Source organism: Enterobacter sp. BIDMC109, assembly GCF_001037885.1.
GTDB lineage: Bacteria > Pseudomonadota > Gammaproteobacteria > Enterobacterales > Enterobacteriaceae > Enterobacter > Enterobacter hormaechei_C.
On record NZ_KQ090002.1, the window covers coordinates 2,657,986 to 2,680,476 of the forward strand.

Here is a 22,491-nt window from a genome sequence, read left to right on the forward strand (position 1 = left end):
GTTTTACCACCGCGCCCGCTACCGTCGCAAGGCGTACTGATAAAAAATAGCCGCACACGACGAATGAGGAACATCTTATGAACACAACCACCACCCGGGCCGTAAGCCGCTGGGTAATCTTAATGCTGGCGCTCGGTGCGGGCTTTAGCGTGGCATCCATCTATTATGCCCAGCCTCTGCTGCCGCTGATGGGCTCAGACCTGCATCTGAGCATCGAAGGCATGGGCATGGTCCCGACGCTCACCCAGGCGGGTTATGCCCTGGGCATCCTGTTTCTGCTCCCGCTCGGCGATCGTCATGACCGCAGAACGCTGATCCTGATAAAAAGTGCGGCTCTGGCGCTGTTCCTGCTGGGTTGTAGCCTGACCGGACAACTGCACTCCCTGCTGCTCACCAGCCTGCTGATTGGCATGGCCGCCACCATGGCGCAGGATATTGTCCCGGCCGCAGCGATCCTCGCGCCGGAAGGTAAACAGGGAAAAACGGTCGGCACGGTGATGACCGGCCTGCTGCTGGGGATTTTGCTCTCCAGAACCGTGAGCGGCGTGGTGGGTGAGGCCTTTGGCTGGCGGGTGATGTATCAGCTTGCCGCCACAAGTATTGCCTTTATTGGCGTGGTGATGTGGGCCGTGCTTCCCCGCTTCGCCGTTCACTCCACGCTGAGCTACCCGGCGCTGATGCGCTCCATGGAACACCTCTGGCGCCGCTATCCGGCGCTGCGTCGGGCCGCGCTGGCCCAGGGTTTTCTGTCGATTGCCTTTAGCGCATTCTGGTCAACGCTGGCGGTCATGCTGCTGGAACGGTATCACCTTGGCAGTGCCGTAGCGGGTGGATTTGGTATTGCCGGAGCCGCTGGCGCGCTGGCCGCACCGCTGGCGGGTGGTCTTGCCGATAAGCTGGGCGCAGGTAAAGTGACCCAGCTGGGTGCCGCGCTGGTGACCCTCTCGTTTGCCCTGATGTTCATGATGCCGGCACTGGGTGTACACGGTCAGTTGATCCTGATTGCCCTCTCCGCGGTCGGTTTCGATCTCGGCTTGCAGTCCAGCCTCGTGGCCCACCAGAACCTGGTCTACAGCCTTGAGCCGCAGGCCCGCGGACGCCTGAACGCCCTGCTGTTTACCGTCATTTTCATCGGAATGGCGCTGGGTTCGGCATTAGGCAGCAATATCTATACGCTGGCAGGCTGGTCTGGCGTGGTGGCTCTGGCAACCCTGTGTGGTGCCATTGCGCTGGCTATCAGAGTGATTGAAAGCGCCCGGGTGCTGTCCGCACAGGCAGAAAGTGTGTAAAAAAAATGCCCAACCCGGACGGGTTGGGCAGTCAAAACATGCCCAGTTTCAAGACATGTCAAACAGGTCAGAGTCTTATTTGTTCATCTGGAACAAAGACATACCCTGCATATCGCTAAAGGCTTTATACGAGGCCTGCAACGCCGCCTGCTGCATGGTGTAGGACGAAATCACCGAGTTCCAGTCCACGTCAACCAGGTTACTCATCTGCTGCGTCTGACCCAGCGCGCGGTCTTCACCCAGAGCGTCCAGCTTGCCCAGCTCATCCAGCTTGATGCCGAGGTCGGCGCGCACGGTCAGCACGTTGTTGAGGGAGTTGCTCAGGCCACGGTTGGCTTTATCAATAGCCGCCGTAAACGCCTCGGCTTTCGTTTCGTCCTCCCCAATCGGCGTATTCAGCGCTTCAATTGCGGAGTCGAGGATCTTGAACAAATTCGTTTCCGGCGCACTACCATCTGGCTCTGGCTTGGCATTGCTGGTGAAGCTATCGAAAACTTCAGTGCCCGTATGGCTAATTTGCATCGTGCGCGCGGAGTCAACCTGCTGGCTGATTGGCGTTCCGCCGCCCTTATAATCACCCGTCGCCTGGTCGAAAGCCGCCGCTTCGGTCTTGTAACCGGAAAAAATATAGCGACCGTTACCGTCCGTGCTGTTAGCCAGGTTCATGAGCTGATCGCGAATACCTTGCAGGTTCGTGGCCAGCGAAGCGCGGTCATCGTCACTTAACGTACCGTTGCCCGCATTGACAATCTTTTCCTGAGCAGCCTGGATGGCGGTTGTCACTTGCGATAACACGTTCTCTTCCAGCGAGACTTTCGTCGTAGCGAAGGAGCGTGCCAGCGCATACTGGCTGTTTTGCGTTTGAGCCTGAGAGAGCACAACGGCCTGCGAGGCGGCAATCGGATCGTCAGACGGACGGTTGATACGCTTCCCCGTAGACATCTGCTCGCCGTAGCTGAGCCAGAGACTTTGGGAGTTCGTCACACCGCGCATGCTTTGCTCATACATCATTTGAGTACTAATACGCATTTTTTATGCCTCAGCCTTAGCGGATATTGATCAATGCATCAAACAGCGTGCTCGCCGTTTGCAGCACCTGCGCATTCGCCAGATAGTACTGCTGATAGCGTTGCAGGTTGCCATACTCTTCATCCAGGTTAACCCCGGAGATTGACTGCTGTTGTTTGGTCAGCTGCGTCACCACGTTAACTTTGGTTTCGCTGCTGGTTTTCAGCGACGCCGTGGTGCTGCCCACCGTACTGACCAGCGCGGCATAAGCATCGTTAAAGGTTTTGCTCCCTCCCACCAATTTGGCGCTCTGTAAATCCAGCAGCTTCTGGCCATTGGTATTGTCGCTTTCGCCGCTTCCTTTCGCGGAGGCCATCGCCAGTTTGGATTCGTCGCTGATCGCAACGTCCATTTTCACGATGACGTCATTCACCGGCTTCACGATAAAGCTGTCTTTATTATTGGCCGAACCGCTAATCTTAACGTTGAGACCATCAAACGACAGATTACCGCTGGCGTCAGGCTTGGCCGTGAAGCTGGTGTTGTCCGACAGACGCGTAATTGTCCAGTCTGTACCGTTGTATTCAACTTTATAGTTTGTCGCCTGGACCTTTGTACTGTCCGTCATCGTGGCCGTAACGGACGCGCTTCCGGTGTTTTTACCGTTACTCAGCACTGCCGGGGAGCCAAAATCAAACAGCTTACCGCCTGGATCCCCGTTGGCATCAAAGCCTGCCTGGTGCTGGGTATTCATGGCATCGGCAAACGCCAGCGCCATCTGGTTAAGGGTGTTTCGCGCCTGATCCAGATCCTGAGAACGGAACGTTAACAGCCCGCCAAGCGACCCCGTGGTGATCTGTTTTTCTGAGATCTCCACGTTGCCCGCTGCGGCATCCACATACGCAATTGTTGTACGCGCTGGGTCCGCACTGGATTTCACCGCCGCCAGCTGGCTGGCGTTGCTGCCCTGTACCAGGGTGTAACCGTTGGCGATAGAGATGTTGTAGGTGCCGCTGTCCTGTACGGTGACATCCACACCGACAATCTTGTTCAGTTCACTCACCAGCTGATCGCGCTGATCGAGCAGTTCATTCGGGGATGCGCCCGCACCGACGCCAGTCAGCCGGGAGATCTGATCGTTAAGATTGGCAATCTGTTTCGCGTAGTTATTGATCTGATCGACGCTGGTAGAAATCGCCGTATTGACCTGCGCATCCTGATCGCGGAGGTATTGATCGTTGGTTTTAAACTGGTTTACCAGACCATCCGCCTTCCCGAGTACCGTCTGGCGTGCAGCCGGATCTTCTGCGTTACTCACCAGCGTTTGCAGGCTTTTAAAGAAATCCTGGAGGTTGGCAGAAAGCGAGTTCGTGGTATCAGAAAGCACGTCGTCAATTTTTGACATCTGCTGGTAGCGCGTGGTCAGCCCACTGCTCTGGTTCTGCGCCGCGCGCAGCTGGTTGGTGATAAACGCATCATATTCACGCTGAACACCGGAGACATAGACCCCGTTACCCACCCAGCCACCGCCGGTCAGGGTGCTGTTTGATGCCCCCAGAATGGTGGTCTGGCGGGTATAACCTGCCACGTTGTAGCTTGAAATATTATTACTGACGGTATTGAGTGCCGACTGCGCAGCACTGAGGCCACTCATGGCGCTGTTAATCAAACTGGACATGGGGGTTCCTTTTATACGTTCAGACACGAGTCCTGATGAAGGTTATCGGCAACCTCCACCGGGACTTGAGAACTTTCAGAACAGATTTTCGAGATCTGTGCTATACGCTTTGCTGACCTTCTCAGACATGGATTTCAGCTGCTGGATCATGCTGGTCAGCTTGCGCGCATAGTTTGGATCGGTCGCGTAGCCAGCATTCTGCAATGCCTGAGCGCCCTGCTCTGGCGTGGCGGCCTGGGTCACGGCGGTGTAGCGCGGATTCCGGCTCAGCAGCCCGACATAATCCGACAACGCTTCCAGATACGAGCTGTAGACGCGGAATTTGGCTTTCACCTTCACTGCCGCACCGTTCTCATATTCGGTGGTGGTGATTTCCGTGGTCGGCCCTTTCCAGCTGGAGGTGGCCTTCACGCCAAAGATGTTGAAGCTCGGCTCGCCGTTCTCCCTGCGGATCTGACGTTGCCCCCAGCCCGACTCCAGCGCCGCCTGCGCCAGAATCAGATGGTGCGGCACGCCGCTCTCTTCACTGGCAAGACGCGCCGGGAGGGAGAGCTGCGCCAGGAAGTCTTTGCTGTCGCCGGAGAGCGGCTCGTCACGCGTTTCTGCCGGTTTCGGCATCGCCTTACGCACCATCTGCGTCAGCGCCTGATTTTGATAACTGGTCACCTTTTCCAGATCAAACTTCAGCGGCACCTGCGGCGGGGCCTCTTCAGGCGGGAGCCCCTGAGCGGCTGCGGTCTGCTTCACGATCATGTCCGCCAGGCCGAGCCCCTTTCCGGCGGTCATTTGCTGGGCAATCTGCTGATCGTACATGCTGGTGTAAAGCCGCGTGGAATCGCTGCTGAACATGCCATCTTTCGGCAGGGTTTCACGCATGCTTTTCAACATCATCTGTACGAACATGCCTTCCACCTGACGGGCCACCGGGCGGATATTCGCCGCCGGATCCTTGCCCGCTTTGGTTTTCAGCTCGTTGAGCGACTGGGCATCCCAGGCGGCACTGGTCAACAGTTTGCTATCGGTCAGCATTTAGATGATTTCCAGTCTGGCGCGCAGGCAGCCTGCACTTTGCATGGATTGCAGAATGGACATCAGATCCATTGGCGTTGCACCCAGCGCATTCAGAGCACGCACCACGCTGTTCAGGTTGGCGCTGGAGCGCACGCTCTGCAACGAACCGCCGCTCTGTCGTAAATCAATCTGCGTTTGCGGGGTCACTACCGTCTGACCGCCACCAAACGGGGTATCCGGCTGGCTGACGTTGGCCGAGCGGTTAACCGTGACGGAGAGATTGCCCTGCGCCACGGCGCAGCTGTCCAGCGTCACTTCGCGGTTCATCACCACCGAGCCGGTACGGGAGTTGATAATGACTTTCGCATCCTGCACCGGCACGTTCACTTCCATATTCTGGATATCGGCCAGCAACCGCACCTGGTTGCTGCTGCCGGTTGACGTGCGGATCTGCACGGTACGGGCATCCAGCGCGGTGGCGCTGCCGTAGCCCCGGCTGCGGTTGATGGTGTCAGCGATCTGCTGCGCCATCGTAAAGTCTTCGTTATTCAGTTGCAGGTTAATGGTGTTGCCGGTGCCGAACTGGGTCGGCAGCTCACGTTCGATGATCGCGCCGTTGGTAATACGTCCCCCGTTCAGCTGGTTCACCTGCACGCTGCTGCCGCCCGCCGACGCGCCTGCTCCGCCAACCAGAATGTTGCCCTGCGCCAGAGCATACACCTGGCTGTCGACGCCTTTCAGCGGCGTCATCAGCAACGTACCGCCGCGCAGGCTTTTGGCGTTACCCATCGACGAGACAACCACGTCGATGGTCTGCCCCTGACGCGCAAAGGCCGGATAAGACGCGGTCACCATCACGGCCGCCACGTTTTTCAGCTGCATGTTGGTCCCGGCCGGTACGGTAATACCGAGCTGCGAGAGCATGTTGTTCAGGCTCTGGGTGGTGAACGGCGTCTGGGTCGTCTGGTCACCCGTCCCATCCAGCCCCACCACCAGGCCGTAGCCAATCAGCGAGTTTTCGCGCACGCCCTGCACGCTGGTGAGATCGCGTATGCGATCGGCCTGCGCAACGGTAGCGACCAGCGACAGCGCCACGGCGAAGAGAAATTTATACATAGGTCACCTCGCTTACATCGGCGATAAGTTAAGGAAGAAGCGTTGCAGCCAGCCCATATTTTGCGCTTCGTTGATGTAGCCGTTGCCGACGTACTCAATGCGCGCATCCGCCACCTGGGTGGACGGTACGGTGTTGGTGCCGCTGATAGTGCGAGGGTTAACCACACCGGAGAAGCGAATGAATTCCGTACCCTGGTTAATGGCGATCTGTTTTTCGCCCACCACGTGCAGGTTGCCGTTCACCAGAACCTGATCAACCGTAACCGTCAGCGTTCCGCTGAAGGTGTTGCTGGCGTTCGCACCACCTTTACCGTTAAAGGTGTTGCCGCCGGAGGCTTCCACATCCGCACGGGCGTTGCCGAACAGCCCTTGCAGATAGCGCGGCACGGTGTCGAAGCCAAAATTGGTTTTGCCATCGCGGCTGGCGTTCGCCGACGAGCTCTTACTCGCACTGACGTTTTCCTGCAACACAATGGTCAGCGTATCGCCAACGTTACGCGGACGACGGTCTTCAAACAGCGGCTGATAACCGTAGTTAATCGGCTGCGCGGTCTGGAAAATAGAGCCGTTCACCACCGGCGCGGGGCCGGGAACGGGTTGGGCGGTAGTCGCACCCTGTACCAATGGTTTAGACGGGATCCAGGCACACCCGCTGAGGGTGACGGCCAGAACAGTCAGGATCGGATAACGAAACGCCGCGTTTTTTTGCATTGCCTTCATCTTCGAAAACAGGGAGCCGGTGCGACGTTTACCGCACCGGGCTACACCTTAGAGTTGCGTCAGTTTTTGCAGCATCTGGTCGGTCGTCGACACTGCTTTACTGTTAATTTCATAGGCGCGCTGGACCTGGATCATATTCACCAGCTCTTCCGCCACGTTAACGTTCGAGGTTTCCACATACCCCTGATACAGCAGCCCCGCCCCGTTCAGGCCCGGGGTACTTTCATTTGGCGTGCCGGAAGACTGCGTTTCGGTGTAGAGGTTCTCGCCGATGCTTTCCAGTCCGGTATCGTTCATGAAGGTGGTCAGGTTGAGCTGTCCAACCTGGACCGGCGCGGCCTGACCTTGCTGAGTGACGCTGACGATGCCGTCACGACCAATGGTGATACTCAGCGCGTTCGCCGGGATGGTGATCGCAGGCTGAACCTGGAAACCGCCCGCCGTCACCAGCTGGCCGTTCTGATCCACCTGGAACGAACCATCGCGGGTATAGGCGGAGGTCCCGTCAGGCAGCTGCACCTGGAAGAAACCCTGACCTTTAATGGCAACGTCTTTACTGTTGTTGGTCTGCGACAGGTTGCCCTGGCTGTGCAGACGCTCGGTGGCGACCGGGCGCACGCCGGTACCAATTTGCAGACCGGACGGCAGCGTGGTTTGCTCAGAAGACTGCGCCCCTGGCTGACGAATCGTTTGATAAAGCAAATCTTCGAAAACCGCACGCTGGCGCTTGAAACCATTGGTGCTGACGTTTGCCAGGTTGTTGGCAATCACATCCATATTGGTTTGCTGTGCGTCCAGACCGGTTTTCGCGATCCATAAAGAACTGATCATAGGGAGTCCTGTTAACTCATAGCCAGAAGTTGGTTAGCCTTGCCTGCGTTTTCATCGACGCTGCTGATGATTTTCATCTGCATTTCGAAGCGGCGGGCGCTGGCGATCATGTCGGTCATGGCTTCCACCGGTTTGACGTTACTGCCTTCCAGCACGCCGGACATCACGCGGATGGTCGGGTCGGCCTGTAACGTGGCGCCACGCGTGGCCTGCGCCGCCTGGGTCAGACGGAACATCCCGTCATCGCCACGCTGCACTTCGTTGCCTTCCGCTTTCACCAGCTTCAGACGACCGACAGGCGCAACGGTGTTCGCCGGGTCGCCCGGGTTTAACGCCGAGATCGTCCCGTCTGCCGCAATGGTCAGCTCTGACCCTTCCGGCACCGTCAACGGACCGGCTTCGCCCATAACCGGATGCCCCTGAATCGTCAGCTGCCCGGTGGCGCTCACCTGGATATTACCGTTGCGGGTATACCCTCCCCCGCCGTCAGCCGTTTGCACCGCCAGCCAGCCGTCCTGCTGAAGGGCAACGTCCAGCGGACGCGCGGTGTAATCCATCTGACCTGGCGTCATGTCGGCGCCCGGCGTGGAGGCGGTGACCAGCGTACGCGTGGGCAATGACAGCCCTTCTACCGGCACCGCACGCAGCGCGTTGAGCTGCGCACGAAAACCTGGCGTGGAAGCGTTCGCAAGGTTGCTGGCGGTAACAGCTTGCTGATTGAGCGTCTGGCTTGCTGCGCCCATCGCTGTATATATTGCGTGATCCATTGCGCTTTCCCGTCAGCTGCTTAACGCAGGTTAACCAGCGTGTTGAGGATCTGATCCTGGGTTTTGATGGTCTGCGCGTTGGACTGGTAGTTACGTTGCGCGACGATCATGTTCACCAGCTCTTTACTCAGATCGACGTTGGAGGCTTCCAGCGCGCCGTTAGTCAGCGTGCCGAAGTTACCGGAACCCGCGGTTCCCAGCAGGGCAACCCCGGAAGACTGCGTGGCAGACCAGACGTTATCCCCTTCGGATTTCAGGCCTTCGTTGTTGGCGAAGTTTGCCAGCACGATCTGGCCCAGCACCTGGGTCTGTTCGTTCGAATAGTTACCGACAACGGTACCGTCATCGTTGATCTGGTAGCTCACCAGATCGCCCGGCTTATAGCCGTTCTGGCTCGTCGCCACGATGTTGTTCGCACCGGTGTTTTGCTGCATGGAGTTGGCGAAACTCATGTCAAACGTGGCTGGCGTCGCGCCCGGAACGGTGCCCGTTGTGATCTTGATATCATCGCCACCCGTCAGCACACCACTCTCGTTAAAGGTCAGCGTGGTTGCCAGTTTCGCTGCATCTCCCGCTACGCTGCCGTCCTGCGAATACACCTTCCAGGAGTTAGCTGGCGTCTCGTTTTTGACATAAAACAGGTTCATGTTGTGCGCATTACCCTGGCTGTCAAACACCGTCACGGTGCCTTTCTTGTTGTAAGAGTCAGGGTTGGACGGATCGAAGGCGACGGTTGGCGCGGTATCGGTGGAGTTCAGGTTGATCTGCTGAGAGGCAGTGGTGGTGGACTTCGCCGCCATCAGCGTCGTTGGGATGGAGATCGCCTGCGGATTCGCACCGGTTTGCACCGTAGGCGGCGTGCCGGCAACCGGATAACCGGTTAACTGAAGCCCCTGCATGTTCACCAGGTTACGGTTTTCATCCAGCTTGAACTGGCCGTTGCGGCTGTAGAACACGGAACCGTTGGCATCCACCATACGGAAGAAACCGTTCTGGCTGATGGCGACGTCCAGACCGCGACCGGTGTTGGTGGTCGTCCCGTCGGTGAAGTCCTGGGTGATACCCGCAACCTTCACGCCCAGACCCACTTTAGAGCCTGCAAACATATCTGCAAAAGACGCAGAACCGGATTTAAAACCATAGGTCGCGGAGTTGGCGATGTTGTTGCCAATGACGTCCAGGTTGGTGGCCGCAGCATTCAGGCCGCTGACCGCTTGAGAAAAGGCCATGACTTACTCCTGATAAGTATTAAGGCTTAGATAATCTGCCGAACTTCGTCGAGTGTGGTGGTACCGGAGGTACCCAAATCCAGTTTGTTGCCATCGCTACCCTTGATGACGCCCTGAACCAGGGCAAACTGTAGCGGCTGAGCCACCAGCTGAGTGGTGCCGTTGCTGGCGCTAATCGCAACCTGATACGAGCCGTTAGGCGCTTTAGTGCCGTCGGTCAGGCTGCCATCCCAGGTAAAGGTATGAACGCCCGCTTTAAGCTCGCCAATCTCAATCGTGCGCACCACGTTGCCGCTGGCGTCTTTGATTGTGGCGGTGACTTTGTCGGCCGGCTGCTGCAACTCAACGCCAAACGGCGTCGTGGTGGTGGTGGACGTGCCATCGGTAGTGCTGGTGCCCGCCAGAATCGTGGTCCCCGGGATCATCACCCCGTGACCGATCAGGTTGGCGGCCTGCAAGGACTGGCTGTTATCGATTTGACCGGAGACCGAGCCGAGCGTGGTGTTCAGTTTCTCAATGCCGCTGACGGTACTGATCTGCGCAAGCTGCGTGGTCAGTTCGTTGTTCTGCATCGGATTGGTCGGGTCCTGATTTTTCAGCTGCGCCACCAGCAGGGTCAGAAAGCTGCTCTGTAAATCGGAGGCATTGCTCCCGGTGAGAGAGCTGGAACCGGTCGCACTGCTGGTGCTGTTGACGCCGGTATTTGTCGGGTCATTCACGTTTACGGCGATGGACATGCGTGTCTCCTTTACTGGCCGAGAGTGAGTGTTTTGAGCATCATGCTCTTCACGGTATTAAGCACTTCGACGTTTGCCTGGTAGCTACGCGACGCGGACATGGAGTTCACCATCTCCCCGACCACATCCACGTTCGGCATTTTCACGTAGCCGCTGGCATCCGCGAGCGGGTTGCCAGGCTCGTAAACCAGCTTGTCGGGTGCCTGGCTCTCAACCACGTCCGCCACTTTTACGCCGCCCGTTGCCGCACCCGGTGCAGCATCAACCTGGAAGACAACCTGTTTAGCGCGATACGGTTGCCCGTCAGGGCCGGTCACGCTGTCGGCGTTGGCCAGGTTACTGGCGGCCACGTTCAGCCGTTTGGACTGCGCCGTTAATGCCGAACCGGCGATATCAAAAATATTCAGCAAGGCCATTTACTAATTGCCCCCCTGTAGGACGGTCATCATGCCTTTAATTTGCCCGCCGAGTAGCGTCAGACCTGTCTGGTATTGCAGGCTGTTATCGGCAAACTGTGTGCGCTCCCGGTCCATGTCGACGGTATTGCCATCAAGTGAGGGCTGATCGGGAATACGGTAAAGCAGGTCGGTCGTTGGCGCGGTCATCGCCTGAGCGGGAATATGACGTGAGGATGTCAGGGCCAGTGAGACACCCGTTCCTTCGGCACGTCCACGCTCCATCACTTTTTTGAGTTCACTGGAAAAATCAATATCGCGCGCCTGATACCCGGGGGTATCCGCGTTGGCGATATTGGCGGCTAAAATCTCCTGCCGCTGGGCGCGTAAATTGAGCGCTTCCTGCTGAAAACGTAACGCGGCGTCGAGTTTATCGAGCATGTCTCCTCCGCTGATGAGAAAATTTCAGTTCACAGCTTAAATCTCACCCCGTCTCCCCTATCGACGGAATAAGCGCAAAATGCGTCGCTATTTGTTGCGTTGATGGAAAACCACTGCGGGTAGAATTTGCTAAATTCTGGACATGGTGGAACGTGCGATGCGGACTTTTAAACGTGGCCTGGCGGCGACCCTACTGCTTTTAAGCCCTCTGGTGCAGGCTGAGGGGTTAGAGGACCAGCTCAATGCATTCTTTGCGCAGAAGCTGGCCGGTTTCAGCGATGACGTACGCGTGACCGTGCGCACCCCGCCTAACCTTTATCCTTCCTGCGAAGCCCCGTCATTTAGCGTGACCGGCAGCACCCGCTTATGGGGCAACGTGAACGTGCTGGCGCGTTGCGCCAATGAAAAACGCTACTTACAGGTTGCGGTTCAGGCGACGGGCAATTATGTTGTCGCCGCCGTTCCCATTCCCCGGGGCAGCCTGCTGCAACCTGACAGCGTAACGCTGAAGCGAGGCCGTCTGGATCAGCTTCCACCGCGGACGATGCTGGATATCAACCAGGCTCAGGAGGCGGTCAGCCTGCGCGATGTCGCTCCTGGACAGGCGATACAGCTATCCATGCTGCGCCAGGCGTGGCGGGTGAAAGCAGGACAACAGGTGATGGTGGTCGCCAATGGCGAAGGCTTTAGTATCAACAGTGAAGGAAAAGCGCTGAATAATGCCGCAGTGGCGCAAAATGCCCGGGTCAGAATGTCCTCAGGCCAGGTGGTCAGCGGCACGGTCGGTCCTGATGGGAATATTCTGATTAACCTGTAATCTTTTTAAAGATTTCGCGGCGACTGCCGATAAATATTCAACAAATGATGATGTCAGGCGCAAACGCCGCGAACCCTCGATGAGGACAACACTATGAGCATTGATCGTACATCAGCCCTGAAGCCGGTTAGCACTGTACAACCTCGCGAAACGAATGAGGCTGCCCCGCATAAAACGCGTCTGGAAAAAACGTCGACGGCTAACAGCACCAGCGTCACGCTGAGCGATGCGCAGTCGAAGCTGATGCAGCCAGGCAGCAGCGATATCAACATGGAACGTGTTGAAGCGCTGAAAACGGCTATCCGTAACGGCGAACTGAAAATGGATACCAGCAAAATCGCTGATGCGCTGATTCAGGACGCACAGAGTTTCCTCCAGAGTAACTAACCGTATGAGTCGACTGTCAGAAATACTGGATCAGATGACGGTGGTCCTGAACGACCTGAAAACGGTGATGGATGCAGAACAGCACCACCTCTCTTCTGGTCAAATCAACGGCAGCGCGTTGCAACGCATAACTGAAGATAAAAGCTCGCTGCTGGCGACCCTGGATTATCTGGAAAAACAGCGACGCGCTGAGCAAGACGCGAAACGCAGCGCCAATGATGAGATCAACGAACGCTGGCAGACCATTACAGAAAAAACCCAGCATCTTCGCGATCTTAACCAGCATAACGGCTGGCTGCTGGAAGGACAGATTATCCGTAATCAGCAGGCGCTTGAAGTGTTAAAGCCCTATAAAGAGCCGGGGCTGTACGGTGCGGATGGTCAGACGGCCACGGCACGTATCACGGGTGGGAAAAAGATTTCGATTTGACGCAGTAGCGGCACGTCATGAAGCGGGGAGCACCTTCTGGTGAACTCCCCTTTTGGCGTTTATACCGTGCGGCGGGTGAACTCTTTCACTTTGAAGCCAAGCACCGCCAGCGTGGCAAAGTACGCCACCACACCGACCACCACCACGGCCATCAGACGCATCAGGCGGTAAGGCATGGTGCCCTGCGCCCACTCAGGCATGACATACAACATGCCAACCAGCGCGGCCGCCATCACCACTACCGCAATCGCCAGACGCAGCAGGAAGCTTGCCCAGCCCGGCTGCGGTGTGAAGATATCCTGCTTGCGCAGCTGCCAGTACAGCAGCCCGGCGTTCAGACAGGCCGCCAGACCAATCGACAGTGACAGCCCCGCGTGTTTCAGCGGTCCAATAAACGCCAGGTTCATCAGCTGCGTCATGATCAGCGTCACAATGGCAATCTTAACCGGCGTTTTGATGTCCTGACGTGAATAGAAACCGGGCGCAAGCACCTTCACGACAATCAGCCCCATCAGCCCCACCGAGTAGGCTACGAGCGCACGCTGGGTCATGGCGGCATCAAAGGCGGTGAACTTTCCATACTGGAACAACGACACCGTCAGCGGTTTCGCCAGGATCCCCAGCGCCACCGCGCTTGGCAGCGCCAGCAGAAAACAGAGACGCAGGCCCCAGTCCATCAGGCGGCAGTATTCATCGTGGTTGCCGCTGGCGAAACTTTTCGACAGCGACGGCAGCAGAATAGTCCCCAGCGCCACGCCCAGCACCCCGGATGGAAACTCCATCAAACGATCGGCGTAGTACATCCAGGACACCGAGCCCGACACCAGGAAAGAGGCGAAGATGGTATTGATGATCAGCGAGATCTGGCTAACGGACACACCGAGTATCGCCGGTCCCATCTGTTTGATAACGCGCATTGCGCCCGCATCTTTGAAATTAATGCGCGGCAGAACCAGCATGCCGATTTTTTTCAGGTGCGGAAGCTGGTAAGCAAGCTGTAACACGCCGCCGACGGTCACGGCCCAGGCCAGCGCCAGCACCGGTGGGTTAAAATGCGGCGCGGCGAACAGCGCAAAGCCAATCATGCTGACGTTGAGGAACGTGGGGGCAAAGGCCGGAACGGAGAAGCGGTTCCAGGTATTCAGTATGGCACCCACCAGCGACGCCAGCGAAATCAGCAGAATATAGGGGAAGGTTATACGCAGCAGTTGGGTGGTCAGGGTAAATTTATCCGCTGTGTCAGCAAAACCCGGCGCCGTCACCATGATCACCCAGGGCGCTGCCAGCATCCCCAGGACGGTCACGATCGCCAGCGCCAGCGTCAGTAACCCGGAAACGTAGGCCACAAAGACGCGGGTGGCATCTTCGCCCTGTTTGCTTTTATATTCTGCGAGGATCGGAACAAATGCCTGTGAAAAGGCCCCTTCGGCAAAAATACGGCGCAGCAGGTTTGGCAGCTTAAAGGCGACGAAAAAGGCGTCAGTCGCCATCCCGGCGCCAAAAACCCTTGCCACAATGGCATCGCGCGCAAAGCCAAGCACGCGGGAAAACATGGTCATCGAGCTGACGGCCGCCAGCGATTTTAATAAGTTCATTAACGTGAAGTTCCACAACCCTACGGATTTCCAGGACGGGCAAGCGTTAGCGCCACCCGGCAAAGCCAACAAGCGGCGCTTAGTCTAACCGGATTTCAACGAATTACTATCGGCAGATGTTACAACGCGTTATTCCGACATGGCTTCGCGCCAGAGTCGTTCCACAATGCGCTGCGCCAGAATAGCCTGCTCCCCGGACGTTTCAGGAACCGTCTGATTCTGCACGCAGGTGATGAAGTGACGCGCGCAGCCCACAAAGCCACGCTGCTCCAGGGTGCTTTGCCAGCCGGGAACCGGTAACGCGACCACGCCATTGCCCTTCTCTTCCCGCCACTCTCGCATATCGGTGACGTCATACAGCGCGCCATCCGTAACGGCCTGCACGGACTCGCGCTGGCTGCCCGCCCGACGATGCATGCTGGTCGTCACCTGCAAATGCTCAACGGCAAAATGATGTTCGGCGTAAACCATCTCACCCTGCTCGTTAGTCAGCAGCGTGCCGCTTTGCAGCTGGGCTTTTCCGTTACTCAGCCAAAGGGCCGTATCCACGACGTGGAGATAATCATCCAGCAGCGTGAAGTGCAGATCGTTCGGCCCCACGCTGTCGGTACGGTGCTTATCCATACGCAGGGAGGCGAACGAGCCGGACTGCGCTTTAAGCTGCTGATAGAGCGGCGCAAAACGGCGGTTGAAGCCGACCATCAGCGTCAGCTTTTTACGCGCGGCCAGCTCAATCAGTCGCTCAGCATCCTGTACATTTTCCGCCAGGGGTTTATCCACGCAGACGTGAACGCCTGCGTTAAGCAACTCGCTCACCACCTGGTAGTGCGTCGCGGTTGAGGTATGCACAAATACCGCATCACATTCACGGGCTAAATCCTGTAGCGAACCGGCATAAGGGATGCGCCAGGTTTTGCAGATGCGCTCTGCTTTCTCGCGGGTGGGCGACCACGCCCCTTGCAGCGTCCAGTCGGACGCGGCGCCTAAAACGGGCAGCCAGGCTTTTTGCGCGATCCCTCCCAGCCCCACAACACCAATGCGTAATGTTGTCACGATTAATCTCCCAGATGTGCGAGTAACGCATCCAGACGCTGCTTCAGCCCGGCAACCTCGTCTTCCAGGGCCGCCACGCGCGCGTTCAGGCTGTCGTTTGATGCTGGCGTGTCGGATTCTACGGCCAGCGCAGAGGGCTCAACGTCGCCGCTAAAAAGGTGCATGTAGCGGCTTTCACGCTTGCCCGGCTCGCGTGGCAGACGCACCACGTAAGGACCGTCCTCGCGTGAGGCTAATCGCTCCAGCGTCTGTTCAACGTCCTGCATATCCTGAAACTCATGCATGCGGGAGGCGCGCGTGCGCAGTTCACCCGGCGTCTGCGCCCCGCGCAGCAGCAGCGTGGTGATCACTGCCACTTCCGCGGCACTGAGTTTTAAATCGCCAAATTCGGAATTACAAAAGCGCTGTTCATATTTAGTGACGCGATTACCGAAGCCGCTGACGGTGCGCAGGTAGTGGCGCTTCACCAGCTCATCAAGGATATCCTGCACCTCGTGCTCGCCAAGGTTCATCACCGGCTCACGGTTCGTCTTCTGGTTGCAGGCCATCGTGACGGAATTCACGGACAGAGGATACTGTTCCGGCGTGGTGACCTGCTTTTCCAGAAGGCAGCCGACCACGCGCGCTTCGGCGCCATTTAACTGATATTTCATTTTTTCTCCTTAACGACCCGCGGTCCACTCCTGGGTGGTGAGCGCGGTGAGCACATGGTCCCGCCACTCGCCGTCAATCAGCAGATAATCTTTGGCATAGCCCTCTTTCTCAAACCCCAGGCGGGCCAGCAGATCGCCGCTGCGCTTATTGTGCGGCATGTAGTTGGCCATAATGCGATGGATATGTTGCGTGCGCTGCATGTAGCGAATCGCCGCCGTCAGCGCCTCAAACATGAGCCCCTGCCCCTGCCATTTCTGACCGATGGAATACCCGAGGTAACAGGCGTGAAACGACCCGCGTACCACGTTTGAAAAATTGGCAATGCCAACGATCTCTTTCTCTTCCGGATCGAGAAGCGCGAAATAAAACGCACTTCCCTGTTTATGAAATTCTGCAATCATACTGAGGCGCGCCTGCCAGCCAGAGGGGTAGCAGTGGCTCTCGTCCCGAACGGGTTCCCAGGGTTTTAAAAACTGGCGATTCTCGGCGTAATAATCCGCCAGACGCCAGGCATCACGCTCATGCACCAGACGAACGACCAGCCTGTCCGTCGTCAGACGCACTTTTGGCACATTACTGCGATAGCCAAACATCGTTACCACTCCTTCCCGTCGCTTCTGCTCTGCCTGTTAGCTTTACTATACCTGCGCCTGTGCCTTCTGTGAAAACAGTGACATACCATTTTGATCGCTTTTCACATTTTTCGATGAGAACTCTCTATCAAAGCACCTTTTTGATAAAAAAATATTGTCGCCAGCGGGTATGGGAAAAAGCCCGGCGACACCGCAGAATGTTAGCGTGCTCACCTTTTATTTTCCCTGGAGGGAAAATGTCCCGCGTATCACAGGCCAGGAGCCTTGGTAAATATTTCCTGCTCGTCGATAACATGCTGGTCGTGCTCGGCTTTTTTGTCGTTTTTCCGCTTATATCGATTCGTTTTGTCGATCAAATGGGCTGGGCGGCATTGATGGTCGGGATCGCGCTGGGTCTACGCCAGTTTGTACAACAGGGTCTGGGCGTGTTTGGCGGCGCAATAGCCGACCGCTTCGGCGCGAAACCGATGATCGTCACCGGCATGCTGTTACGTGCGGCGGGATTCGCCACCATGGCAATCGCTCATGAACCCTGGCTGCTGTGGTTCTCCTGTTTCCTTTCCGGGATTGGCGGCACCCTTTTCGACCCACCGCGTACCGCGCTGGTGGTTAAGCTTATCCGTCCGCAACACCGGGGGCGCTTCTTCTCCATTTTGATGATGCAGGACAGCGCTGGCGCGGTGGTGGGCGCCCTGCTGGGAAGCTGGCTGCTGCAATACGATTTCCGCCTGGTCTGCGCCACCGGCGCGGTGTTGTTTATTCTCTGCGCGCTGTTTAACGGTCTGTTTCTGCCCGCGTGGAAGCTGTCGACGGTGAAGGCGCCTGTGCGGGAAGGGCTTGACCGCGTGCTGAGCGATAAACGCTTCGTCACCTATGTGTTAACCCTGACTGGCTACTACATGCTCGCCGTGCAGGTCATGCTGATGCTGCCCATTATGGTTAACGATATTGCCGGCACGCCGGCAGCGGTGAAATGGATGTATGCCATTGAGGCCTGCCTCTCTCTGACGCTGCTCTATCCGATTGCCCGCTGGAGCGAGCGCCGTTTCCGACTTGAGCACCGTCTGATGGCCGGGCTGTTGCTGATGACGCTGAGCATGATGCCCATCGGCCTGGTGAGTTCGCTTCAGCAACTGTTTATGCTCATCTGCACCTTCTATATTGGCTCAATCATTGCCGAGCCAGCCCGTGAAACGCTGAGCGCGTCACTTGCCGACGCCCGGGCCCGAGGCAGCTACATGGGCTTCAGCCGTCTCGGGCTGGCGCTTGGCGGCGCACTGGGTTACACCGGTGGTGGCTGGCTGTTTGATGCCGGAAAAGCGCTCCATCAGCCGGAGCTGCCGTGGGTCATGCTCGGCATGGTCGGCTTTATGACGCTGATTGCCCTCTGGTGGCAGTTCAGTGATAAACGCAGCACCCGCGGGATGCTGGAGCCTGGCGCCTGACCCCTTTCATTATCAGTTTTTTCTGCTGGTTTCTGTTGGATCACCCTGACATACTGGCGTATCAGGACAGATGCGCCGATTTTATGTTGAGGAACGCCATGAAAAAGATCGTTATTGCCGCTGCGTTAATTGTCAGTGGTCTGCTGGTGGGATGTAACCAGCTTACGCAGTACACCGTCAGTGAGCAGGAAATTAATCAGGCGCTGGAAAAACATAATAACTTTTCAAAAGATATCGGCGTGCCCGGCCTTGCGGATGCGCATATCGTCCTGACGAATCTCGCCAGCCAGATTGGGCGCGAGGAGCCTAACAAAGTCACCCTTTCCGGCGATGCCAGCCTCGATATGACCTCGCTCTTCGGCAATCAGAAAGCGGATATCAAGCTGAAGCTCAAGGCGCTGCCGGTCTTTAATAAAGAGAAAGGGGCCATTTTCCTGCAAGAGATGGAAATCGTCGATGCAGTTGTGACGCCGGAAAAAATGAAACCGGTGCTGCAAACGCTGATGCCGTATCTCAACCAGTCGTTGCAGAACTACTTTAACCAACAGCCTGCCTATGTTCTGAGCGAAGACAAGAGCAAAGGCGAATCCCTGGCGAAAAAATATGCCAAAGGGATAGAGGTGAAACCGGGTGAAATCATCATCCCTTTCACCGACTAAACACTCCGGGCGCTCAGGCGCCCGTTTTTTTTAACGGAATAGTGTGCAAACGAAAACGTTTCCGCTTATGATTTGTGTCCGGCAAAAACAGCCCTCTTATGACTGATCTCTTTCAAGCCGGAGCTTCCATGACTGTACAATCCCAGGTTCTCAAAATCCGCCGCCCAGACGACTGGCATATCCATCTTCGTGATGGCGACATGCTGAAAACCGTCGTGCCGTATACCAGCGAAATTTATGGCCGTGCGATTGTTATGCCTAACCTGGTTCCGCCAGTCACTACCGTCGAGGCCGCGATTGCCTATCGCCAGCGTATCCTTGACGCCGTTCCGGCCGGACACGATTTTACCCCATTGATGACCTGCTACCTGACGGACTCGCTGGATCCGAATGAAGTTGAGCGCGGGTTTAACGAAGGTGTATTCACCGCCGCGAAGCTCTACCCGGCGAATGCCACCACCAACTCCAGCCATGGGGTGACCAGTATTGATGCCATCATGCCTGTTCTGGAGCGTATGCAAAAACTGGGCATGCCGCTGCTGGTGCACGGGGAAGTGACCCACGCTGACATTGATATTTTCGATCGCGAAGCACGTTTTATCGAAACGGTCATGGAGCCGCTGCGCCAGCGTCTTCCGGGACTGAAAGTGGTGTTTGAACACATTACGACTAAAGATGCCGCAGAGTATGTCCGGGATGGAAACGAGCTGATTGCCGCCACCATCACCCCGCAGCACCTGATGTTTAACCGTAACCACATGCTGGTGGGCGGCGTTCGCCCACATCTGTATTGTCTGCCAATCCTCAAGCGCAACATCCACCAGCAGGCGCTACGTGAGCTGGTCGCCAGCGGCTTCCCGCGCGCGTTCCTCGGCACGGATTCCGCCCCGCATGCCCGTCACCGTAAAGAGGCGAGCTGCGGCTGTGCAGGCTGCTTTAACGCCCCGACCGCCCTGGCAAGTTACGCAACCGTGTTTGAAGAGATGAATGCGTTAGACCATTTCGAAGCCTTCTGCTCCCTTAACGGCCCGCGTTTCTACGGTCTGCCGGTTAATGACACGTTCATTGAGCTGGAGCGCAAAGAAAGCCAGGTTGAAGCGTCGATTGCGCTCACCGACGATACGCTGATCCCCTTCCTGGCCGGTGAAACCGTAAACTGGACGGTAAAACGCTAAAAAAATCGCGCCCCCTGTTGTCAAAGCGACAATATAACTGTATAAATAAACAGTATATTACACAGGGGGCATTTATGCGTATCGAAGTCACCATTGCCAAATCCACCGTCCTGCCTGCTGGCGCACTCGACGCTCTGGCGGGTGAACTATCCCGACGTATTAGCAGCACTTTTCCTGAAAACGATGGCGCCGTAACGGTACGTTATGCGACAGCAAACCATCTTTCCGTCATCGGCGGCGCGAAGGAAGACAAAGAACGCATCAGCGAAATTTTGCAGGAAACATGGGAAAGCGCCGACGACTGGTTCATCACTGATTAAAATTTGCTCCCTCATTGTGTTTTTTTGCCGGGTCGCCCCGGCTTTTTTTCGTTTCGTCTCCTGAAAGTTCAAAATATTTCAGCATCTTCTTAGAAAATCGTGAACAAGATGGCGTTTTATTGTTCGAACAATCCTAAAAAGCATAAAAATGTGTTGCTACCCGTTTATTTTTTCCTTCTGAACCCTTATTAATTGATATACTGAAATTGCTTTCAGAAAAATATGCATTGAACCTCAAAGTCGTTGTCTTCTAACACGCATTAAGGGGGTTATAATGGAAAAGAATAGTGAAGTCATCCAGACCCATCCGCTTGTTGGCTGGGATATCAGCACCGTAGACAGCTACGATGCGCTGATGCTGCGTTTGCACTACCAGACCCCAAATCAGCAAAACCGTGATGAAGCGGAAGTTGGACAGACGCTGTGGCTTACAACAGACGTCGCCCGTCAGTTTATCTCTATTTTAGAAGCAGGCATCGCAAAAATAGAATCTGGCGACTATCAGGAAAATGAGTATAAACGGCATTGACCTTATGCCCCTTTTCACTCAACAGGCACCCTCGCGGTGCCTTATTTATTTCGCTCTTGTATAAGCCCACTTAGTTAATTACTCTGCTAACAAAGCGTTAGTAAAGAGAAGCCTATGAAATACGATTTAATCATTATCGGAAGCGGCTCCGTAGGATCTGCCGCCGGTTATTACGCCACGCAGGCGGGTCTGAAAGTGCTGATGATTGACGCCCACCTTCCCCCCCACTCTGAAGGAAGCCATCACGGCGATACCCGTCTGATCCGTCACGCTTACGGCGAAGGTGAACGTTATGTACCGCTGGTGCTTCGGGCTCAGACGCTGTGGGATGAGCTGGCCACACTCACCGAAGATCGCATTTTTGAGCGCACCGGGGTCGTTAACCTGGGGCCAGCCAGCTCCACGTTTCTGGCGACCGTCGAGGAGAGCGCGAAAGCCTACCGCCTGGACGTCGAGCGTCTGGATGCAAACGGCATCATGGCGCGCTGGCCGGAAATTTCTGTCCCTGACGACTACATTGGGTTGTTTGAAGCCAACTCTGGCGTGCTGCACAGCGAAACGGCCATTAAGACCTGGATTGATCTCGCCGCCAAAGCGGGCTGCGCACAGTTGTTCAACTGTCCGGTCACGGGCATCACCCACCATGCAGAGGGTTCAACCGTCACCACCTCTGAAGGTGAATATACCGCCACGCGTCTGCTGGTGAGTGCGGGAACGTGGGTGACGAAACTGCTGCCGGACCTACCCATCCAGCCGGTGCGAAAAGTCTTCTCCTGGTTCCAGTCTGACGGGCGTTACAGCAGCCAGAACAAATTCCCGGCGTTTACAGGCGAGTTACCCAATGGCGACCAGTTCTACGGTTTCCCTTCGGAAAAAGACGCGCTCAAGATTGGCAAACATAACGGCGGACAGGTAATTTCCTCTACGGAAGAACGCAAGCCTTACGGTGCTTATCCGCAGGATGGTTCCGAAGCCTTCACGTTCCTGCGTAATATCCTGCCGGGCATAGGCGGGTTGCTTTACGGCGCAGCGTGCACCTACGACAACACCCCGGATGAAGATTTTATCATCGACACCCTTCCGGGACACGATAACACCCTGCTCGTAACCGGACTCAGCGGTCACGGGTTTAAATTTGCCTCTGTGTTAGGTGAAATCGCCGCCCAGTTTGCGCAGGGGATCGCGCCTTCGTTTGATCTCAAGCCCTTCGCGCTCTCGCGCTTTGATCGATAATACCTCTACAGGCTCCGAATAACCGGGGCCTGTTTAGCGATAGAGGCATGATGCGCAGACTGGTGAATTACTTTATCAATAACATCCGCGAGCATTTTATGCTCTACATTGTTCTTTGGTCGCTGCTGGCGATCATTGACGTTATCTATATTGTATTCTTCTGAAAATTCTCGCTGACGTTTATTGACACTCCTTTAAATTTATTTAACTTATATTTTTTAAAAAACGTCACCTCAAATTTATTGAACGAAGCGATTGAAATACATTGCGGAAACACATTCAAATTCGCTGAAATAAATTAAATAAAAAACATTATTCATTTTTTTCAGTTGCATTATTTATTTAACCCGTCCATTTTTATTGCTCAGTCATTTGAGAA

At 56.1% G+C, this 22,491-nt stretch carries 26 protein-coding genes; 11 read left to right on the forward strand and 15 right to left on the reverse strand.

What is annotated here, in order from left to right:
- Positions 1 to 77: 77 nt before the first annotated feature.
- Complete coding sequence (locus SK62_RS12615; protein WP_040117492.1) at positions 78 to 1,289, forward strand: MFS transporter; 1,212 nt, start codon at positions 78 to 80, stop codon at positions 1,287 to 1,289.
- Between the two features lie 75 nt (positions 1,290 to 1,364).
- Here the strand turns inward: SK62_RS12615 and flgL are convergent, their stop codons facing one another.
- From flgL to flgB, 11 genes are all read right to left on the reverse strand, one after another.
- The gene (gene flgL / locus SK62_RS12620; protein WP_017384730.1) at positions 1,365 to 2,318 is read right to left on the reverse strand and encodes a flagellar hook-associated protein FlgL; all 954 of its coding nucleotides are present in this window, start codon (positions 2,316 to 2,318) and stop codon (positions 1,365 to 1,367) included.
- A 16-nt stretch (positions 2,319 to 2,334) separates the two neighbouring features.
- A complete protein-coding gene (flgK, locus tag SK62_RS12625; protein ID WP_048249586.1) occupies positions 2,335 to 3,975 on the reverse strand; it encodes a flagellar hook-associated protein FlgK in 1,641 nt (546 codons plus the stop codon).
- A 75-nt stretch (positions 3,976 to 4,050) separates the two neighbouring features.
- On the reverse strand, positions 4,051 to 5,004 hold the full coding sequence (flgJ, locus tag SK62_RS12630; RefSeq protein ID WP_017384732.1) for a flagellar assembly peptidoglycan hydrolase FlgJ: 954 nt from the start codon (positions 5,002 to 5,004) through the stop codon (positions 4,051 to 4,053).
- Entirely contained in the window at positions 5,005 to 6,102 is a 1,098-nt protein-coding gene (locus SK62_RS12635) for a flagellar basal body P-ring protein FlgI (protein WP_017384733.1), read from the reverse strand. It lies immediately after the preceding gene.
- Between the two features lie 12 nt (positions 6,103 to 6,114).
- Positions 6,115 to 6,813, reverse strand: a complete 699-nt coding sequence (flgH, locus tag SK62_RS12640; RefSeq protein WP_003857987.1) for a flagellar basal body L-ring protein FlgH — start codon at positions 6,811 to 6,813, stop codon at positions 6,115 to 6,117.
- Positions 6,814 to 6,870: 57 nt separating this feature from the next.
- Positions 6,871 to 7,653, reverse strand: coding sequence for a flagellar basal-body rod protein FlgG (gene flgG / locus SK62_RS12645; protein ID WP_000625853.1), 783 nt, complete (start codon positions 7,651 to 7,653; stop codon positions 6,871 to 6,873).
- 11 nt (positions 7,654 to 7,664) lie between these two features.
- On the reverse strand, positions 7,665 to 8,420 hold the full coding sequence (locus tag SK62_RS12650; protein ID WP_047719353.1) for a flagellar basal body rod protein FlgF: 756 nt from the start codon (positions 8,418 to 8,420) through the stop codon (positions 7,665 to 7,667).
- 20 nt (positions 8,421 to 8,440) lie between these two features.
- On the reverse strand, positions 8,441 to 9,649 hold the full coding sequence (gene flgE / locus SK62_RS12655) for a flagellar hook protein FlgE (RefSeq protein ID WP_015570832.1): 1,209 nt from the start codon (positions 9,647 to 9,649) through the stop codon (positions 8,441 to 8,443).
- A 26-nt stretch (positions 9,650 to 9,675) separates the two neighbouring features.
- Positions 9,676 to 10,386: a flagellar hook assembly protein FlgD gene (flgD, locus tag SK62_RS12660; RefSeq protein WP_003857994.1), complete on the reverse strand. Its 711-nt coding sequence runs from the start codon at positions 10,384 to 10,386 to the stop codon at positions 9,676 to 9,678.
- Positions 10,387 to 10,397: 11 nt separating this feature from the next.
- Positions 10,398 to 10,802: a flagellar basal body rod protein FlgC gene (flgC, locus tag SK62_RS12665; RefSeq protein ID WP_003857997.1), complete on the reverse strand. Its 405-nt coding sequence runs from the start codon at positions 10,800 to 10,802 to the stop codon at positions 10,398 to 10,400.
- A 3-nt stretch (positions 10,803 to 10,805) separates the two neighbouring features.
- Positions 10,806 to 11,222 carry a flagellar basal body rod protein FlgB gene (gene flgB / locus SK62_RS12670; RefSeq protein WP_003857999.1) on the reverse strand — a complete coding sequence of 139 codons (417 nt, stop codon included), beginning with the start codon at positions 11,220 to 11,222 and terminating at the stop codon, positions 10,806 to 10,808.
- Between the two features lie 157 nt (positions 11,223 to 11,379).
- Here flgB and flgA point away from each other — a divergent pair, with 157 nt between their 5' ends.
- The 3 genes from flgA (at position 11,380) to flgN (ending at position 12,856) form a co-directional block, all read left to right on the forward strand.
- Positions 11,380 to 12,039: a flagellar basal body P-ring formation chaperone FlgA gene (gene flgA / locus SK62_RS12675; RefSeq protein WP_023296301.1), complete on the forward strand. Its 660-nt coding sequence runs from the start codon at positions 11,380 to 11,382 to the stop codon at positions 12,037 to 12,039.
- 93 nt (positions 12,040 to 12,132) lie between these two features.
- A complete protein-coding gene (flgM, locus tag SK62_RS12680; protein WP_033487243.1) occupies positions 12,133 to 12,426 on the forward strand; it encodes a flagellar biosynthesis anti-sigma factor FlgM in 294 nt (97 codons plus the stop codon).
- A 4-nt stretch (positions 12,427 to 12,430) separates the two neighbouring features.
- On the forward strand, positions 12,431 to 12,856 hold the full coding sequence (gene flgN / locus SK62_RS12685; protein WP_003858003.1) for a flagella biosynthesis chaperone FlgN: 426 nt from the start codon (positions 12,431 to 12,433) through the stop codon (positions 12,854 to 12,856).
- Between the two features lie 59 nt (positions 12,857 to 12,915).
- Here flgN and murJ read toward each other — a convergent pair whose 3' ends face one another.
- From murJ to rimJ, 4 genes are all read right to left on the reverse strand, one after another.
- Entirely contained in the window at positions 12,916 to 14,451 is a 1,536-nt protein-coding gene (murJ, locus tag SK62_RS12690) for a murein biosynthesis integral membrane protein MurJ (RefSeq protein ID WP_023303424.1), read from the reverse strand.
- Between the two features lie 129 nt (positions 14,452 to 14,580).
- A complete protein-coding gene (locus SK62_RS12695) occupies positions 14,581 to 15,504 on the reverse strand; it encodes a Gfo/Idh/MocA family protein (RefSeq protein ID WP_047719352.1) in 924 nt (307 codons plus the stop codon).
- Positions 15,505 to 15,506: 2 nt separating this feature from the next.
- A complete protein-coding gene (locus SK62_RS12700; RefSeq protein ID WP_023303423.1) occupies positions 15,507 to 16,157 on the reverse strand; it encodes a YceH family protein in 651 nt (216 codons plus the stop codon).
- Positions 16,158 to 16,166: 9 nt separating this feature from the next.
- On the reverse strand, positions 16,167 to 16,751 hold the full coding sequence (rimJ, locus tag SK62_RS12705) for a ribosomal protein S5-alanine N-acetyltransferase (RefSeq protein ID WP_003858007.1): 585 nt from the start codon (positions 16,749 to 16,751) through the stop codon (positions 16,167 to 16,169).
- A 236-nt stretch (positions 16,752 to 16,987) separates the two neighbouring features.
- Between rimJ and mdtH the strand changes: the two genes are divergently transcribed.
- The 7 genes from mdtH to SK62_RS12740 all read left to right on the forward strand — a co-directional run bounded on the left by mdtH (position 16,988) and on the right by SK62_RS12740 (position 22,276).
- Positions 16,988 to 18,196, forward strand: coding sequence for a multidrug efflux MFS transporter MdtH (mdtH, locus tag SK62_RS12710; protein ID WP_003858008.1), 1,209 nt, complete (start codon positions 16,988 to 16,990; stop codon positions 18,194 to 18,196).
- 98 nt (positions 18,197 to 18,294) lie between these two features.
- Entirely contained in the window at positions 18,295 to 18,855 is a 561-nt protein-coding gene (locus tag SK62_RS12715) for a lipoprotein (RefSeq protein ID WP_017384739.1), read from the forward strand.
- A 128-nt stretch (positions 18,856 to 18,983) separates the two neighbouring features.
- Positions 18,984 to 20,030 carry a dihydroorotase gene (gene pyrC / locus SK62_RS12720; protein ID WP_017384740.1) on the forward strand — a complete coding sequence of 349 codons (1,047 nt, stop codon included), beginning with the start codon at positions 18,984 to 18,986 and terminating at the stop codon, positions 20,028 to 20,030.
- A 74-nt stretch (positions 20,031 to 20,104) separates the two neighbouring features.
- The gene (gene dinI / locus SK62_RS12725) at positions 20,105 to 20,350 is read left to right on the forward strand and encodes a DNA damage-inducible protein I (protein ID WP_017384741.1); all 246 of its coding nucleotides are present in this window, start codon (positions 20,105 to 20,107) and stop codon (positions 20,348 to 20,350) included.
- Positions 20,351 to 20,624: 274 nt separating this feature from the next.
- Positions 20,625 to 20,879 (forward strand): biofilm formation regulator BssS, encoded by a 255-nt coding sequence (gene bssS, locus SK62_RS12730; RefSeq protein ID WP_015570838.1) that lies wholly within the window; start codon positions 20,625 to 20,627, stop codon positions 20,877 to 20,879.
- A gap of 114 nt (positions 20,880 to 20,993) precedes the next feature.
- On the forward strand, positions 20,994 to 22,112 hold the full coding sequence (solA, locus tag SK62_RS12735) for an N-methyl-L-tryptophan oxidase (RefSeq protein ID WP_047719351.1): 1,119 nt from the start codon (positions 20,994 to 20,996) through the stop codon (positions 22,110 to 22,112).
- Positions 22,113 to 22,162: 50 nt separating this feature from the next.
- The gene (locus SK62_RS12740; protein ID WP_023303419.1) at positions 22,163 to 22,276 is read left to right on the forward strand and encodes a YceO family protein; all 114 of its coding nucleotides are present in this window, start codon (positions 22,163 to 22,165) and stop codon (positions 22,274 to 22,276) included.
- Positions 22,277 to 22,491 lie beyond the last annotated feature (215 nt).